This is a genomic window from Propionibacterium acidifaciens, assembly GCF_003798325.1.
GTDB lineage: Bacteria > Actinomycetota > Actinomycetes > Propionibacteriales > Propionibacteriaceae > Propionibacterium > Propionibacterium acidifaciens.
In genome coordinates, this window is the sequence record NZ_CP033719.1 from 1,736,714 (window position 1) to 1,751,829 (window position 15,116).

The following is a 15,116-nucleotide window of genomic DNA, read 5'->3' on the forward strand; positions in this document are numbered from 1 at the left end:
GCGGGTGTGGACGCGGCGCGGGGCCCGGGACGGGCGGTGACACCATGAGCACATGCTCTACGCGACCCACGCCGAGATCAACCTCCACGCCCTCACCGTGAACGCGCGCGCCCTGCGCGAGCGGGCCGGCGGCCGCAAGGTCCTCGCCGCGGTCAAGGCGAACGCCTACGGCCACGGCGCCGTCAACGTCGCGCACGTCCTGGAGCGCCGTCGTCTCGTCGACTGGTTCGGCGTCGCCACCGTTCCCGAGGGCATCGAACTGCGGGACGCCGGCGTCTCGCTGCCGATCCTCAAGCTGTCGCACTCCTTCCCCGAGGAGCTCGCCGAGCAGCTCGCCGCGGGCATCACCCCCACCGTCGTCGACGGCGCCAGCGCCGTCCTCGTGGCCCGGGTCGCGGGCGACATGGGGCGGGTCAACGTCCATCTGGCCGTTGACACCGGCATGGGGCGCATCGGCTGCACGCCCGAGGACGCCGTCCCCGTCGCCCGCCGCATCGATGAGCTGGGCCTCGTCCTCGAGGGCGTCTTCACGCACCTTCCGGTGAGCGACACCCCCGAGGGGCACGACTTCACCGTCGACCAGCTGCGCCTGTTCGCCGACACGGTCGCCGCGATCCAGGCCGACCGCGCCGCACGCGGCCTGCCGCCGGTGCCCCTCGTCCACGGCGGCGCCTCGGCGGCCGTACTCGGGCACGACCTGGCCGGCCTCACGATGGTGCGTCCCGGCGTGTCCCTCTACGGCATGTACCCGGACCCGACCACTCCCCGCACGGTCGACCTCGAACCGGTCATGTCGGTCCACAGCCGCGTGAGCATGGTCAAGCGCGTCCCGGCCGGTGCGACGGTCGGCTACGGCCGCACCTGGCGGGCGCCCACCGACCGCTGGATCGCCACCGTCCCGATCGGCTACGGCGACGGGTTCAGCCGCCTCAACTCCAACGTCGGGCGCATGCTCGTCAACGGCCGCAGCTTTCCGATCGCCGGACGCGTCTGCATGGACCAGACGATGCTCGACCTGGGCGCCGAGGACGACCACGGCGTGCGCCCGGGCAACAAGGTCATCATCCTGGGCGCCGACGGGGACCAGCGGATCACCGCCGACGAGCTCGCCGAACGCGCCCGCACGATCAACTACGAGGTGACGACGCTCGTCACGCCCCGCGTGACGCGCATGCCGTACTGAGGCGCGCCGTCCCGTCCGCGCTGCCCTGCCGGGGGCTCGTCCCGACCGCCCGGGGGGCGGGGCCTACTCGACGTCGGTCGGCGTGATGGACCGGCGCACGACGAACTGCTGGCGCGCGTAGCGCGCGACCGTCCAGGTGGTGTAGCCGTCGGTGGCCATGCCGACGCCGCCGCCGATCATCGGAACCCGTTTGCCGAGGAAGGCGACCGTCTGCTTCGTGCCGGCGCGGCCGAGCAGCGAGCTCAGCACCTGCTCGGCGATCTGCTGCTCCAGCGCGTCGTCGGCGACCGGGGCCGTCGCGACGCCCAGCGGCGTGCTCGGCAGCTTCCCCTCGGAGAGGAGCGACTCGACCGTGCGGTGCCCCAGCAGCGTGATCCACACGGCCTGGCGCACGCGCGGGTCGTCCAAGTCGTAGCCGCGCAGGTGGGCGATCGCCGCGACCATGCGCGTCTGGATCACCGTGACGGCGGCCAGGTTGGCGGGGACGCCGGCGAGGGCCGTGATCATCCCGCCGAGGTTCGTGAGGAATCCCTGGGCGCCCGCCATGGAGGTGTGGGCGCGCGTGACGGCGTCGATGGCGGCCTCGGTGCCGCCCTTCTGGTGGCCGAGGGCGGTCGCCGCCGCCTCGCGGGCGCCGGGCAGCCTCGCGACGCCGTTGATGGCGTAGTCGGCCAGGTAGCGCATGACGTTCGCGGTGGGGGTCGGGGCGACCACCGGGACGATCGACACGAGCGCGCCGCCGACGTCCGCCGCCGACGGCTTCTTGATGACTGCCATGGAACCTCCTGGACGGGGTGCACCCACCGTATCCCGGGGTCGGCCGTTCTTGGTCGGCCCGCCAGTCCGCGGGGTGGCGTGCACCCACCGTAATCCCGGGGCCGGCCCCGGGGCCTGCGGGGCCCGCCGACCGCGGGGCTCCCCGTGCCCCGCGCCGGCCCGGGGTCGCGGGCCCTCGGGCGTCGTGCGGCCCGGCGTTCCGGTGCGGGCTCCGGTGTCGACCGGACGGGCGGGCGATCGTAATATGGACCGGTTACCGCGCCTCGGCGGCGGCGTCACTGGTCTTCCGCCGGCACGGTTTCCCGCCCGTGCGGTGCGGCGCTGCCGATCGGGCGCGCCGTCCCCGCCCCGGGGCGGCCATCGGCGTAGGGAAGGACGGATCGTGACGGAATTCGCCAGACTCGAGATCGACGGGAAGGTCTACCGGCTGCCCGTCGCGGTCGGCAGCTGCGGCGAGCGGGCCATCGACATCAGCTCGCTGCGCGCCGAGTCGGGTCTCATCACCCTCGACGAGGGCTACCGCAACACCGGCTCGTGCAGCTCGGCCATCACCTTCATCGACGGCGAGAAGGGCATCCTGCGCTACCGCGGCATCCCGATCGAGACCCTCGCCGAGAAGTCCGACTTCCTCGAGGTCGCCCAGCTGCTCATCTTCGGCCACCTGCCCACCGAGGCGCAGACGCAGAGCTTCAGCGACCTGCTCACCGAGAACGCCGCGCTGCACACCTCGATGGCCAAGCACTACGAGGCCTTCCCCGAGCACACGAACCCGATGGCGATCCTCTCGGCCATGATCAACGCGCTGTCGGCGCACGACCGCCCCAAGATCGACTCGGGCGACGACGCGATGCTCGAGCGCTACGCCGCCAACCTCATGTCGAAGGTGCGCACCATCGCCGCGGGCTCCTACAAGACCTCGGTCGGCGAGCCGATCGTCTACCCGCGCCACGACCACCGCTACGCGCAGAACTTCCTCCACATGATGTTCTCGCTGCCCTACAAGGAGTTCTACCCGAGCGAGGCCCAGGCCCACGCGCTCGACCTGTTCTTCATGCTGCACGCCGACCACGAGCAGAACTGCTCCACCTCGACGGTGCGCATGGTGGCCTCGGGCAACGCCAACCTCTACGCCTCGTGCTCGGCGGGCGTCGACGCCCTGTGGGGCTCGCGCCACGGCGGCGCGAACGTCGCCGTCGTCCAGATGCTCCAGCGTCTGCGCCGCGACGGCGTCGCCCCCCGGCAGTTCCTCGACGACGTCAAGGACCGCAGGAACTCCGTGCGGCTCATGGGCTTCGGCCACCGCGTCTACAAGACGATGGATCCGCGCGCCAGGCTCCTCGGCGCGGTGGCGGACGAGCTGCTCGAGGCCATGCGCATCGAGGATCCGCTGCTCGACCTGGCCCGCGAGCTCGCCGACGTCGCCCGCGCCGACGACTACTTCGTCGAGCGCAACCTCTACCCGAACGTCGACTTCTACTCCGGCGTCATCCTCCGCGCGCTCGGCATCCCGCTGAGCATGTACACGGTGATGTTCGCGATCGGGCGGGTGCCGGGCTGGATCGCCAACTGGCGCGAGATCGCCTTCAACGAGGGCACCCGCATCTACCGTCCCCGCCAGATCTACATCGGCCCGGCCGAGCGGCCGTGGATCGACCTCGAGGACCGCTGAGGGGCTCCCCCGGCCGGCGGCGCACCCCGGGGCGGCCCGAGGGGGCGACGGGGTGCGCGGGGCCCGTGCGCCGGCCCCTGACCGCCCCGCGCGCCGGCCTCCCGGAGTGATCCTGAGGGGTCCGCTCAGGAGGTTCTCCCATTCTCACAGGAAACTTCTCCGACTAGGGGTGCAACCTGACAGGAAGCGCTCAATCCTGAGAGAACCTGAGAAAACGATTTGGCTTTTCTCAGGAACCAGGCCATGATGGGGGACATGGCTAAGACACTCTCTCGAATTGCTTCCGTTGCGGCTGCGGCTGCCCTGGCCGGTGGCGTCTCCGTGACTGCGGCGCAGAGCGCGTCAGCAGATGATGTCAACTGGGACGCCATCGCCAACTGCGAGTCCGGCGGCAACTGGGGCATCAACACCGGTAACGGCTACTACGGTGGCCTTCAGTTCTCCCAGAGCACCTGGAACGCGTACGGCGGTTCGGGCAGCGCCTCCAGCGCCTCCCGCGACGAGCAGATCGCCGTCGCCGAGCGCGTGCTCGACAGCCAGGGCATCGGCGCCTGGCCGGTCTGCGGGCAGTACGGCTCCAGCGGGCAGTCCTACAGCGGCACCAACACCGAGGGCTCCTCCGGCTACTCGCAGGACACCTCGTCGTCCTACTCGGAGGACTACTCGCAGGGGGCCGACTACTCCCAGAGCGCCGATTACTCCTCCGACTACTCGGGCGGCGCCGACTACAGCGCCAGCCGTGAGGCCACCGGCACCTACGAGATCCAGGCCGGTGACACCCTCAGCTCCATCGCCGAGGCCCATGGCACCACGTGGCAGGACCTCGCGGCGCTGAACTCCGGCATCGTCGACGCGAACCTCATCTACGCCGGCGAGACGATCAACGTCTGATCCCCGATCCCACGACGAGGGGGCCCCGCCGCCGGCGGGGCCCCCTCGTCGTGCCGTTGCGGTCGTCTGCCTCGTGCCGGTGGCGGAGCCCCCGCCCACCGGCACGTCGTGAGGGCCCTCCTCAGCGCCCCAGCTCGCGCCGACCGTCCGAGCGGCCGCCCCGGCGCAGGCCCGCCGCTCCGGCGACCAGGACGATGCCCGCCCACGAGATGAGCGCGCCGAGGAGGCCCCCGGCGTCGACGGCGATCCCGGTGAGGGGGATGGCGAAGGACAGGCAGATGACCAGATCGCGGGTGCGGGTCCGCCGCTCCGCGGTCCCGCGCTGCTCGTCCTGCTGGCGCCGGTACTCGCGCTGCTGCCAGTCGGCGGCCAGCTTCGCGTTGACGTCGGCGACGAAGGCGTCCACGACGTCCCGGCGCAGGCCGGGGCCGAGCTCGGCGCTCGCCTCCATCGCGGCCAGGGCGTCGTTGCGCGTCACGGTCGGAGGCCGGTCCTGGGGGGAGAGCGGTTCCACGGGGGGACGCGGGGCGCCGAAGCCGTACGGGTCGGCGGCGCTCGGCCAGCCGGTGGGCATGTGAGTCATGCGCTCCATTAAACTCTCGGGCCGGTGCGCTTGTCATCCGCCGAGAGGATGAGTCGGCCGTCGGCCCCTTGGCGGACGGCGCGCATGCGTGTCGAGGCGCATGGGCGCCGGGCGCATACATTGGGGCCGTGATCTGCGAACTCTTCGGCGACGTGGGCGACTGGCCCGACCAGGATCTCATCGGCTTCACCGCCGGGCTCGACGCCGATCTCACCCTGGCCGCCTACGCCTCCGGCGTCTTCCCGATGCCGCTCCACGAGTCCGGCTACGAGGGCATCGGCTGGTGGTCGCCGATGCGTCGGGGGATCCTTCCGCTGTCGGGGCTGCACGTCAGCCGGAGCCTGCGCAAGTCGCTCGGGCGCTACACGACGAGCGTCGACAGGGCCTTCGCACGGGTGCTCGACGGCTGCGCCGATCCCTCGCGTCCCCACGGCTGGATCGACGAGGACATCCGCGCGGTCTACACCGAGCTCCACGAGCGCGGCCGGGTGCACTCCGTCGAGACCTGGGACGGGCGGGGCCGCCTGGTCGGCGGGCTCTACGGTGTCGGTGTGCGCGGGCTCTTCGCCGGCGAGTCCATGTTCCACGACCCGCGGTACGGCCGTGACGCGTCGAAGACGGCGCTCGTCCGCCTCGTCGACGAGCTGAGCGCCGACGGCGCCGGGCGCCTGCTCGACATGCAGTGGCTCACCCCTCATCTCGCCGGCCTCGGCGGCGTCGAGGTGCCGCGCCGGCGCTATCTCGAGCTTCTCGGGCGGGCCCTGGAATGCGCCGATGTGGCCTGGCCCGCGCCCGCGACGAGCGTCAGCCGGGCGCGCAGCGCCCTTGAATCGTACGAGCGCCGCGCCCTCGAATCATCCGAGCGAAGCGCCACCGGCTCCCACGGGTGCGGCGTCCCCGGTCGGTGCGGGGGTCGCGCCGCGTCCTGATCGCGCGGGCCGGTCGCCGCGGGGCGCTCCGCGCCCGGCCCCGGGGACTCCGGGCGCCCGGGCGGACACGGCCGGGGCGGGGGCCGCCCATCGCCTAGGCTCGTGGGCATGCTCGGATACTTCGGCCCGGCGGGCACCTTCACGCACCAGGCCCTGCTGTCGTACAACACGGCCGAGGCGATCCCCTTCCGCACCGTCGCCCAGGCCCTCGACGCCGTGCGCGCCGGCCGGGTCGAGGCCGTCATGGTGCCGATCGAGAACTCCGTCGAGGGCGGCGTCTCGGCCACCCTCGACAACCTGGCCGACCCGGGGGCCGAGCCGTTGCGGATCCTCCACGAGGTGCTCGTGGGCGTGCGCTTCACCCTGTGCGCGCGTCCCGGCACGGGCATCGACCGGATCCGCCGGGTCATCACCCACCCGCATGCCGCCGCCCAGGTGCGCGACTGGCTCGCGGAGAACCTGCCGGGCGCCGAGATCATCGAGCGCGGCTCGACCGCCGGCGCCGCCCGGACCGTCGCCGACCCCGACTCCGGCTTCGACGCCGCCGTCTGCGCGGCCGTCGCCGGCGAGATGTACGGCCTGGTGCCGCTCGCCACCGACATCGCCGACAACGACGCGGCAGTCACCCGCTTCGTCCTCGTCGCCAGACCCGGGCACGGGCCCGCGCCGACCGGAGCCGACAAGACGACGCTCGTCGCCCACATCGCCCACGACGAGCCGGGCGCCCTCTTGGCGATCCTCCAGCAGCTCGCGGTGCGCGGGGTCAACCTGTGCCGGATCGAGTCGCGGCCGACCAAGACCGCGCTCGGGAGCTACTGCTTCAGCATGGACGCCGAGGGCCACATCGCCGACGCCCGGATGGCCGAGGCGCTCAAGGGCCTCCGACGGATCTGCAAGGAGGTCGTCTTCCTGGGGAGCTATCCGCGCGCCGACGGGGTGCGCCCCGTCCTGCGTCCCGGCGCCGGCAACGGCGACTACGAGGCCGCCTCCCAGTGGTTCGCCGGGCTCGAGGCCACCATGACCGACACCGCCCCCGGGTCCACCTCCGCCTCGAAGTAGGAGCCCTCGCCGACGGTGTCGCCGTCCAGCTCGAAGGGCATCGGCGCGTCCATCCGCACGCTCATCGCGCGGCCCGCGTAGCGCTCGAGGGAGCGGTCGGCGCCGATGCGGGTGAGGACGCGGGTGGCCATGCGCGCCCAGCTCGACAGCCCCGACGGGGAGCCGACGATCATCTCCATGCGCCCGTCGGTCGGGTCGGCGTCGGGGATGAGCATGACGTTGCCGCCGATGGACGGCATATTGCCCATGACCGTGAGCACGGCGTTGCCGCGCACCTGCTTGGCCCCGTCGACGCTGATCTGCACGCGGTGCGGCTTGGCGAGCAGCTCGGGCACCGCCGAGACGACGTAGGCGGCGGTGCCCATCATCCTCTTCAGCGCGTCGTTCGTGCGCGCCATGAGGCGGGCGTCGAAGCCGATGCCCGCCATGACGGCGAAACGATAGGGCTCGCCGGTCCGTCCGTCGACGACGAGCCGGATGAGGTCGATGTCCTGCGGCTGGCCGTTCACCGCGACGAAGATCGCGTCCTCCTGGTCGAGCGGCAGCCCGAGGTTCTTGGCGAGCAGATTGCCGGTGCCGGCCGGGATGAGACCGATCGGGATCCCCGAACCGGCCAGCGCCTGGGTGACGATGCGCACGGTGCCGTCGCCGCCGGCGACGATGACGAGGTCGGCGCCGCGGGCGATGGCCTCGGCGGCCTGTGCCGCGCCGGGGTCCTCGGGCGTCGTCTGCAGCCACAGTGGGGACTGCCAGTGGCGCCCGGTCAGCTCGTCGACGACCTGTCGGCGGAAGACCATCTCGTCGGCCAGCTTGATCGGGTTGTAGATGACGGCGCACAGCCCGCCGACCGGGCGCGGGGTGCTGTGCCGCCGGGTCGCGATGAGCGGCAGCATGCGCACCCTGGCCAGGAGCAGGACGCACGAGGTCACCAGGCCGCCGAGCAGGGCGCCGCCGACGATGTCGGTGGGGCGGTGGGCGTTGAGGGCGAAGCGGTCGGCCGCCTCCAGCGCGATCGCCGTCACGCCGGCGACGCGCCAGCCGAGCACGGTGGCGCGCGACTGGCGCGTCGTCGTGCTCACGGCGATCGCCGTCATCGCCCCGGCGACGATGAGCGCCATGTGGGAGCTCGGGTACGCCGAGCCCCGGTAGGTGAGCAGCCCCTCCAGCGGGGAGGGCGGGCGCGGGCGTCCGATGAGCCTCTTGAGGAGGACGCAGACCAGCCAGCTGCCCAGGCCGGAGGCGATGACGGCCACCGCGAGGTGGCGCAGTCTGCGGCGCCAGGTCCACGCGCCCAGGCCGAGCAGGGTCAGGAAGATGATGAGCGGGTGCGTGACGAGGGCGCCGGCGGCGGCGATCTGCTCGCCGGTCGAGCCCGGCAGCAGGTGCGGGACGTCGCTGAGGGCGTCGAGGCCGGCGAGGGCCCGCGTGCGCAGCGCCAGGTGAGTCCAGGCCCCGAATGCGAGCGCGAAGAGGCACATGACCCACAGGTTGAAGCGGCTGAACGTCCGGGTGGTCACGCGACGATTCTCTCAGGCGACGGCGGCAGCGACGACGCCGCCGGGCGTCGGGGCCCGGACGGTAGGCTTGCCCCCATGATCGACCCGAAGCTGCTGCGCACCGACCCCGATCGTGTCCGTCGTTCTCAGCGGGCCCGCGGCGAGTCCGTGGCGCTCGTGGACGAGGCGCTCGCCGCGGACGAGGCGCGCCGGGCCTCGATCAGCGCCTTCGAGAGCGCCCGCGCCGAGCAGAAGTCGCTCGGCGCCCGGATCGCCGCGGCCTCCGGCGACGAGCGGGCCGCCCTGCTGGCCCGCACCAGGGAGCTGGCGGCGCAGGTGAGGGCCCTCCAGACGGCCGCCGACGAGGCCGACGCCGCCTGGACCGAGGTCGTCGAGCAGTTCGGCAACATCGTCTTCGAGGACGTCCCGCTCGGCGGCGAGGACGACCTCTACGTCATCGACGCGGTGGGGACCCCCCGCGACTTCGCCGCCGAGGGCATCGAGGTGCGCGACCACCTCGACCTCGGCGAGGGCATCGGCGCCATCGACATGGAGCGCGGCGCCAAGGTCTCCGGCTCCCGCTTCTACTTCCTCACGGGCCCGGGCGCCATGCTCGAGTTCGCCCTCATCCAGTTCGCCCTGTCGAAGGCCCTCGAATGGGGCCTGGTCCCGATGATCCCGCCGGCCCTGGTCAACCCCGAGGCCATGGAGGGCACCGGCTTCCTCGGCCAGGCCGCCGACGACGTCTACTACCTCGAGCGCGACGACCAGTATCTCGTCGGCACGGCCGAGGTGCCGCTGGCCGCCTACCATTCGCACGAGATCCTCGACGCCGGCGAGCTGCCGATCCGCCTGGCCGGCTTCAGCCCCGCCTACCGCCGCGAGGCCGGCTCGTACGGCAAGGACACCCGCGGCATCTTCCGCGTCCACTGGTTCGACAAGTTCGAGATGTTCACCTACTGCCGCCCCGAGGACGCCGTCGCCGAGCACCAGCGGCTGCTGGAGCACGAGAAGGAGTTCATCGCCGCCCTGGGCATCCCCTTCGAGGTGCTCGACGTGGCCTCCGGCGACCTCGGCGCCTCGGCCGCCCGCAAGTACGACTGCTACGGCTGGGTGCCGTCCCAGAGCCGGTACCGCGAGATCACCTCGACATCGAACTGCACTCAGTTCCAGGCCCGCCGGCTGGGCATCCGCATGCGCGACGGCAAGCGGATCGAGCCCCTGGCCACGCTCAACGGCACCCTGTGCGCCATGAGCCGCATGATTCTCATGATCCTCGAGAACCACCAGCAGGCCGACGGCTCCGTCGCCGTCCCCGAGGTGCTGCGCCCCTGGCTGGGCGGCCGCGAGCTCTTCACCGCGCGCTGAGGGCGGGTCGCTGGGACGCGCCCCACGACGCCGCCCTCGCCGACGGGGACAACCGGCCGCGCCGGGGCGGATCCGTCGGGGCGCGCCGGGCCCGTTCGCCCGTACTCGTCCAGGAGCCGGGACGATCGCCCGGGGAGGAGGGCGCGTCGGCGCTGGCCGGGGACATAATGGGCACATGCACCCGAGGGAGGGTGCGCACCGCACCACAGGGGGTCCGGACCATGACGACCACAGCGAATCTGAATCTTGCGGCGGAGTACCTGCTGCTCGTCCTCAACGACCGGAAGGGCGGCTTCGTCCGCGACCTGACGACGGTGAACTTCACCATCGCCGCGGCCGAGATCGTCGAGCTCGTCGCGAAGGGCCAGCTCGTCTTCGTCGACGGGCCGAAGGGCACGAAACTGCTCGCCAAGGGCGAGAACGAGCCGAGTGGGGAGTTCTTCGGCTACATCGTCGAGGCCGTCGAGGGCAAGACCTACGACCAGGCCATCTCCACCCTTGTCGGACCCTTCTCGTCGCGGCCCGGCCCGGCCCGCTCGCTGCGCTCCTACGAGCTGCAGCACCTCGTTGAGGCCGGCATCCTGCGCGAGCGCCACATCAAGCTGCTCGGACTCATCCCGCTCACCCGCTACCCCGAGGGCGATGCGAGCACCGAGATCGACTTGCGCGCCCGGGTGCGGGCGGCCCTCGGCGGCGCGGAGCCGGACGACCGCACCCGCGCCCTCATCGCCCTGCTCTACGCCTCGCACTCGCTGACCGCCGTCTTCCCCCGTCTGGAGGCGAAGCCGATGAAGCGGCGGGCCCGCGAGATCGCCGAGCGCAGCTGGGAGGATGACGGCCTGGCCATGGCGCTGGCCGAGTACTTCTCGTACATGACGCAGCTGTCGGCCTCGACGATGGTCTGACTCGCCCGGCCGCACCGACGACGCAGGCCCCCGCGCACCGGCGCGGGGGCCTGCGTCGTGTCCGCTCCGTGACGGTCACCCGGCGGCGGGCCGGGGCTCCTTGGGCGGCTTGGCCTTCGTCTCGAAGATGGCGTCGCCCGGGTTCACTCCGCCCTCGGCGAGCCGGGTGACCTCGGCGAACCTGCGGCCGTTCGTCACGAGCACTGGGGTGACCAGCGAGTAGCCGGCCTCGGTGATAACCTTGGGGTCGAAGGTGACGAGCGGGTCGCCGGTCCTGACACGGTCGCCCTTGGCCACCTTCACCTCGAAGCCCCGGCCCTCGAGGTTCACGGTGTCGATGCCGACATGGATGAGCAGCTCGATGCCGTTGTCGAGCTTGATGCCGAAGGCGTGGCCGGTGGCCTGCGCGACGACGATCGTGCCGTCGCCGGGGGCCACGACGGTGGTGCCGGTCGGCTCGATGCCGACGCCCTTGCCGACGGTCCCGGCGCTGAACACGGGGTCGGGCACTTGGTCGAGGGGGATGACCCGGCCGGCCAGCGGCGAGAGGACCCGGGTCACGGCGCCCGGCTCGAGGGCCGTCTTCGCCGGGGCGGGAGCGGCGGCCCTCCCGGCTCCGTGCTCGGTCCTGCGGGCCTCGTGCCCGATCCGCTTGACCTCGTGCTCGGCGCGCTCGCGCGCCTGGTGCTCCTTCGTCTCGGCCTTCTGCTCGGGCGTGCGGTAGTCGGAGAGGAAGACGGCGATGAACGCGGTGATGAAGGCCGCGCCCACCGAGATGGCGTACAGCGGGATGTTGCTGAAGGCCGGGATCGTCAGCAGCGAGGTGAAGACGAAGGCGTGGGTGACGACGCCGCCGCCGATGCCCTGGATGAGGCCGCCGACGACGCAGCCGATGAGCATGCGCGGGTAGATGCGCTTGAAGCGCAGGTGGATGCCGTACAGGCTCGGCTCCGAGATGCCGCCCAGCAGGCCGGCGACGACGGCGCCGGTCGCCGTCTGGCGCATCTCGGCGTCCCTGTCCCTGATCGAGATGGCCAGGACGGCGGCCGAGGCGCCGAAGCAGGCGAAGTTCCAGGCGCCCATCGGGCCCTGGATGTAGTCGTAGCCGATCGTGCTGATGTTGAGCAGCATGACGGCATTGAGCGGCCAGTGCAGGCCCAGCGGCACCATGAACGGGTACAGCAGCGGGATGAGCAGGCAGAAGATGAACGGCGACAGGTCGTTGACGGCCTTCAGCGCGGTCGACAGGCCGGCGCCGGCGTAGACGCCGATCGGGCCGAGGACGAACGCGGTGAGCGGGATCATGACGAGCATGCACAGGAAGGGCACGAAGATGAGCTGCAGGTTGTCGGGGATGATCCTCTTGAACAGCTTGTACAGCGGCCCGAGCACCCCGGCCATGAGCAGCGGCGGGAAGACCTGCGAGCCGTAGTCGAAGATCGTGAGCGGCAGCCCGAAGGCCCGGACGATGTGGATGTCCTGGCCCAGGATGTGCGAGACGTGCGCGCTCGCCAGCAGCGAGTTGTCGGCCGAGAAGAAGCCCGGCAGCAGGAGCACGGCCATGACGGAGAAACCGATCCACGGGTCGGCGTCGACCTTCTTGGCCGCGTTGTAGGCCACCATGAGCGGCAGGAAGTAGAAGACGCAGCGCCAGCACAGGTTGATGAATGCCCAGCCCGGGGTCAGCTGGGCCTCGCCGCTCGACCAGTTGCCGATGACGTGGAGCGTGCTCATGAGGGCCATGAAGGTGATGAACAGCGAGGCGCCGAGCAGCACGCCGATGATCGGGCGGAACGAGTCGGACAGGAACTCGAAGAAGGAGTCCACCCAGTTGAACCGGCCGCGGATGCCGCCGGCGCGGGCGGCCGCCTTGACCTCGGCGTCGGTGGGTCTGTCGTCGCCGCCGGCTCCTGCCTCGGCCATCTGCGGCAGGGCCATGATGTCGTTGTAGACGGTGGCCACGGCGCCGCCGATGACGACCTGGTAGCGGTCGCCGGTCTGCGGGACCGCGCCCATCACCACGGGGATCCGCTCGACGGCGTTCTTGTCGACGCCGGAGCCGTCGCGCAACTGGAAGCGCAATCGGGTTGCGCAGTGGGTGAGGCTCACGACGTTGCCGGGGCCTCCCAGTGCCTCGATGATCGCCGCGGCGTCGCTCGTCTTCTGGGCCATGGCTGCTCCTTGATGACACCGGCGGCCTCCGTGCCGCCGGCTGGAAGGGGCCCGAGGGCCGGAGCCCCCGGGATTCCCCTCAGAGTAGAGGCAGATGGGGTCGCTGGTGGGGAAATCCACGATGTGCGTCGTTCTCAGTGAGCGTTGGCTGGGCGTTGACGCGGAACGGTGCGCCCGCGCGGGCGCACCGGGGCTCGCCGGGCGGCCGCCCCGACCTCGTGCCCGCCCGTCGGCGCGGGCGGCGGCGGGGATCTGCGCCGGGTCTGTGCGGAGGGCGCGCGGCCCATGCGCCCGCGCGGGCGCCGCCGGGCCCGGCCCGTCTCGGTGGAGAGCCGGCCGGAGGGGCATGCGCCCGTGCGGGCGCCGTCCGTACTCCCATGAGGCCGGATGCGCTCAGCTCGTGGGTGAAAGGCTCCCACCCGCGCCGCGCATGCCGTAGACATGAGGCATGGCAGACATCACCTTCCACGGCAACCCCGTCCACACCCGCGGCGAGCTTCCGGCCGTCGGCTCCAGGGCCCCCGAGATCGACCTCGTCGGCGTCGACCTGGGCCCCGTCACTCTCGCGGGCCTCGCGGGCCGCCGCGTCGTCCTCAACATCTTCCCGAGCCTCGACACCTCGGTGTGCGCGACGAGCGTCCGCCGGTTCAACGAGCTCGCGGCCGGCCTCGAGAACACGACCGTCGTGTGCGTCTCGAAGGACCTCCCGTTCGCCGCCGGGCGCTTCTGCACCACCGAGGGCATCGAGAACGTCGTCACCGGCTCGGCCTTCCGCTCGCACGCGATGAGCAGGGACTACGGCCTGCGCATGACCGACGGCCCGCTCAAGGGCCTCCTGGCCCGTGCCGTCGTCGTCATCGACGAGGACGGCACGATCATCCACACCCAGCTCGTGCCCGAGGTCACCGACGAGCCCGACTACGACGCCGCCGTCGCCGCGCTCGCCTGAGCCCGGCGCCGTGCGCGGGCGACGCCACCATGTTCTCGAAGGTCTGGGCTGTTCGGCGATCCCGGCTCGCGCGCGGACGGCGTTCATCGCCTCCCGACCCGGATGCCGTCCCGAACGGTGCGCCGCCGGGGCCCGGGGACGCGGAGGCGCGCCTCAGCGCTCAGGCCTCCCCGAGGGCCTCGTCGGTCGCGGCGCCCAGCACGGCGCCGATCGAGTCGTGGACGACGAGGTCGGCGCGCCGGTCGGCCGGTGTCGCCGACTTGTTGACGAGGACGAGCGGCTCGCCGCGGAAGTAGTCGAGCAGCCCCGCCGCCGGGTAGACGTTGAGGGAGGTGCCGCCGACGATGAGCACGTCGGCGCGGCCGATCGCCTCCACGGCGGCGGCCATGACGTCCATGTCGAGGCCCTCCTCGTAGAGGACGACCTCGGGCTTGATGATGCCTCCGCAGTCGTCGCAGCGCGGGACGCCGGTGGAGTCCGCGATCGCCTCGACCGGGTAGGACCGGCCGCAGCCCGTGCAGTGGTTGCGCAGCACCGAGCCGTGCACCTCGTGGACGGTCCGCGAACCGGCCATCTGGTGCAGGCCGTCGATGTTCTGGGTGACGACCGCCGCCAGACGGCCGGCCGCCTCGAGCCTGGCGAGCGCCGTGTGAGCGGCGTTCGGGCGGGCCTCGGGATGGAGCATGGTCGCCCGGTAGAACTCGTAGAAGTCCTCCGGGCGGTCACGCCAGCAGCTGTGGGAGAGCATGTACTCGGGCGGGTACGCCCCGCCCGCGTGGGTCGTGTACAGGCCCGTGGCCGACCGGAAGTCGGGGATGCCGCTCTCGGTCGACACGCCCGCCCCGCCGAAGAAGACGGCCCGCGAGGCCCCTGCCAGAATGCTGCTCAGCTCGTCGACAACGCTCATGACCCCACATTAGGTGCTTTCGGCCGCGTCGGCGCCGGTGCGGGGTTGCCCATCGGGCGAGGGGACCGCATGCGAGCCGAGCGGGGCGTGGGCCGACGCGGTGCTGCACGGTCCCCCTGGCCCGCCGGCCGGTACGCGCGGGACGCGGCGTCCAGGACATCGGGCCGATGCGCCGCCCGGCGGGGTCATCGGCCCGACGCACCGCGCGCCTTCGTGCGGCGGGGTGCC

At 72.2% G+C, this 15,116-nt stretch carries 13 protein-coding genes; 8 read left to right on the top strand and 5 right to left on the bottom strand.

Annotation, left to right across the window (positions count from 1 at the left end; genetic code table 11):
- Nucleotides 1-52: 52 nt before the first annotated feature.
- Entirely contained in the window at nt 53-1,183 is a 1,131-nt protein-coding gene (alr, locus tag EGX94_RS07285) for an alanine racemase (RefSeq protein WP_021796758.1), read from the top strand.
- Between the two features lie 63 nt (nt 1,184-1,246).
- On the opposite strand, the gene EGX94_RS07290 is transcribed toward alr, so the two are convergent.
- Entirely contained in the window at nt 1,247-1,960 is a 714-nt protein-coding gene (locus tag EGX94_RS07290) for an EcsC family protein (protein WP_021796763.1), read from the bottom strand.
- Nucleotides 1,961-2,342: 382 nt separating this feature from the next.
- On the opposite strand from EGX94_RS07290, the gene EGX94_RS07295 reads away from it, so the two are divergent.
- Nucleotides 2,343-3,629: a citrate synthase gene (locus EGX94_RS07295; RefSeq protein WP_021798267.1), complete on the top strand. Its 1,287-nt coding sequence runs from the start codon at nt 2,343-2,345 to the stop codon at nt 3,627-3,629.
- A gap of 255 nt (nt 3,630-3,884) precedes the next feature.
- Nucleotides 3,885-4,520, top strand: a complete 636-nt coding sequence (locus EGX94_RS14170) for a LysM peptidoglycan-binding domain-containing protein (RefSeq protein ID WP_196807781.1) — start codon at nt 3,885-3,887, stop codon at nt 4,518-4,520.
- Nucleotides 4,521-4,641: 121 nt separating this feature from the next.
- Here the strand turns inward: EGX94_RS14170 and EGX94_RS07305 are convergent, their stop codons facing one another.
- Nucleotides 4,642-5,103 (bottom strand): hypothetical protein, encoded by a 462-nt coding sequence (locus EGX94_RS07305; protein WP_123826113.1) that lies wholly within the window; start codon nt 5,101-5,103, stop codon nt 4,642-4,644.
- Nucleotides 5,104-5,231: 128 nt separating this feature from the next.
- On the opposite strand from EGX94_RS07305, the gene aat reads away from it, so the two are divergent.
- Nucleotides 5,232-6,032: a leucyl/phenylalanyl-tRNA--protein transferase gene (gene aat / locus EGX94_RS07310; RefSeq protein WP_021798152.1), complete on the top strand. Its 801-nt coding sequence runs from the start codon at nt 5,232-5,234 to the stop codon at nt 6,030-6,032.
- A gap of 108 nt (nt 6,033-6,140) precedes the next feature.
- Nucleotides 6,141-7,091, top strand: coding sequence for a prephenate dehydratase (gene pheA / locus EGX94_RS07315; RefSeq protein ID WP_051383778.1), 951 nt, complete (start codon nt 6,141-6,143; stop codon nt 7,089-7,091).
- Here pheA and EGX94_RS07320 read toward each other — a convergent pair.
- Entirely contained in the window at nt 7,007-8,608 is a 1,602-nt protein-coding gene (locus EGX94_RS07320) for a diacylglycerol kinase family protein (RefSeq protein ID WP_021797363.1), read from the bottom strand. The two genes, pheA and EGX94_RS07320, sit on opposite strands and share 85 nt — an antisense overlap.
- A gap of 75 nt (nt 8,609-8,683) precedes the next feature.
- Between EGX94_RS07320 and serS the strand changes: the two genes are divergently transcribed.
- Nucleotides 8,684-9,955, top strand: a complete 1,272-nt coding sequence (serS, locus tag EGX94_RS07325) for a serine--tRNA ligase (protein WP_021797361.1) — start codon at nt 8,684-8,686, stop codon at nt 9,953-9,955.
- Between the two features lie 221 nt (nt 9,956-10,176).
- A complete protein-coding gene (locus EGX94_RS07330) occupies nt 10,177-10,860 on the top strand; it encodes a GOLPH3/VPS74 family protein (protein ID WP_021797364.1) in 684 nt (227 codons plus the stop codon).
- A 75-nt stretch (nt 10,861-10,935) separates the two neighbouring features.
- Here the strand turns inward: EGX94_RS07330 and EGX94_RS07335 are convergent, their stop codons facing one another.
- Complete coding sequence (locus EGX94_RS07335) at nt 10,936-13,032, bottom strand: glucose PTS transporter subunit IIA (protein WP_028706308.1); 2,097 nt, start codon at nt 13,030-13,032, stop codon at nt 10,936-10,938.
- Between the two features lie 448 nt (nt 13,033-13,480).
- On the opposite strand from EGX94_RS07335, the gene tpx reads away from it, so the two are divergent.
- Complete coding sequence (gene tpx, locus EGX94_RS07340; protein ID WP_021797893.1) at nt 13,481-13,981, top strand: thiol peroxidase; 501 nt, start codon at nt 13,481-13,483, stop codon at nt 13,979-13,981.
- Between the two features lie 160 nt (nt 13,982-14,141).
- Here the strand turns inward: tpx and EGX94_RS07345 are convergent, their stop codons facing one another.
- Nucleotides 14,142-14,888 (bottom strand): NAD-dependent protein deacylase, encoded by a 747-nt coding sequence (locus EGX94_RS07345; protein ID WP_021797898.1) that lies wholly within the window; start codon nt 14,886-14,888, stop codon nt 14,142-14,144.
- Between the last annotated feature and the right edge of the window lie 228 nt (nt 14,889-15,116).

Excerpts from the sequence above, each read along its gene's own strand:
- serS (WP_021797361.1), top strand. The coding sequence starts at position 8,684 with ATGATCGACCCGAAGCTGCTGCGCACCGACCCCGATCGTGTCCGTCGT.
- EGX94_RS07335 (WP_028706308.1), bottom strand. The coding sequence starts at position 13,032 with ATGGCCCAGAAGACGAGCGACGCCGCGGCGATCATCGAGGCACTGGGA.
- tpx (WP_021797893.1), top strand. The coding sequence starts at position 13,481 with ATGGCAGACATCACCTTCCACGGCAACCCCGTCCACACCCGCGGCGAG.
- EGX94_RS07330 (WP_021797364.1), top strand. The coding sequence starts at position 10,177 with ATGACGACCACAGCGAATCTGAATCTTGCGGCGGAGTACCTGCTGCTC.
- EGX94_RS07345 (WP_021797898.1), bottom strand. The coding sequence starts at position 14,888 with ATGAGCGTTGTCGACGAGCTGAGCAGCATTCTGGCAGGGGCCTCGCGG.
- pheA (WP_051383778.1), top strand. The coding sequence starts at position 6,141 with ATGCTCGGATACTTCGGCCCGGCGGGCACCTTCACGCACCAGGCCCTG.
- alr (WP_021796758.1), top strand. The coding sequence starts at position 53 with ATGCTCTACGCGACCCACGCCGAGATCAACCTCCACGCCCTCACCGTG.
- EGX94_RS07290 (WP_021796763.1), bottom strand. The coding sequence starts at position 1,960 with ATGGCAGTCATCAAGAAGCCGTCGGCGGCGGACGTCGGCGGCGCGCTC.
- EGX94_RS14170 (WP_196807781.1), top strand. The coding sequence starts at position 3,885 with ATGGCTAAGACACTCTCTCGAATTGCTTCCGTTGCGGCTGCGGCTGCC.
- EGX94_RS07305 (WP_123826113.1), bottom strand. The coding sequence starts at position 5,103 with ATGACTCACATGCCCACCGGCTGGCCGAGCGCCGCCGACCCGTACGGC.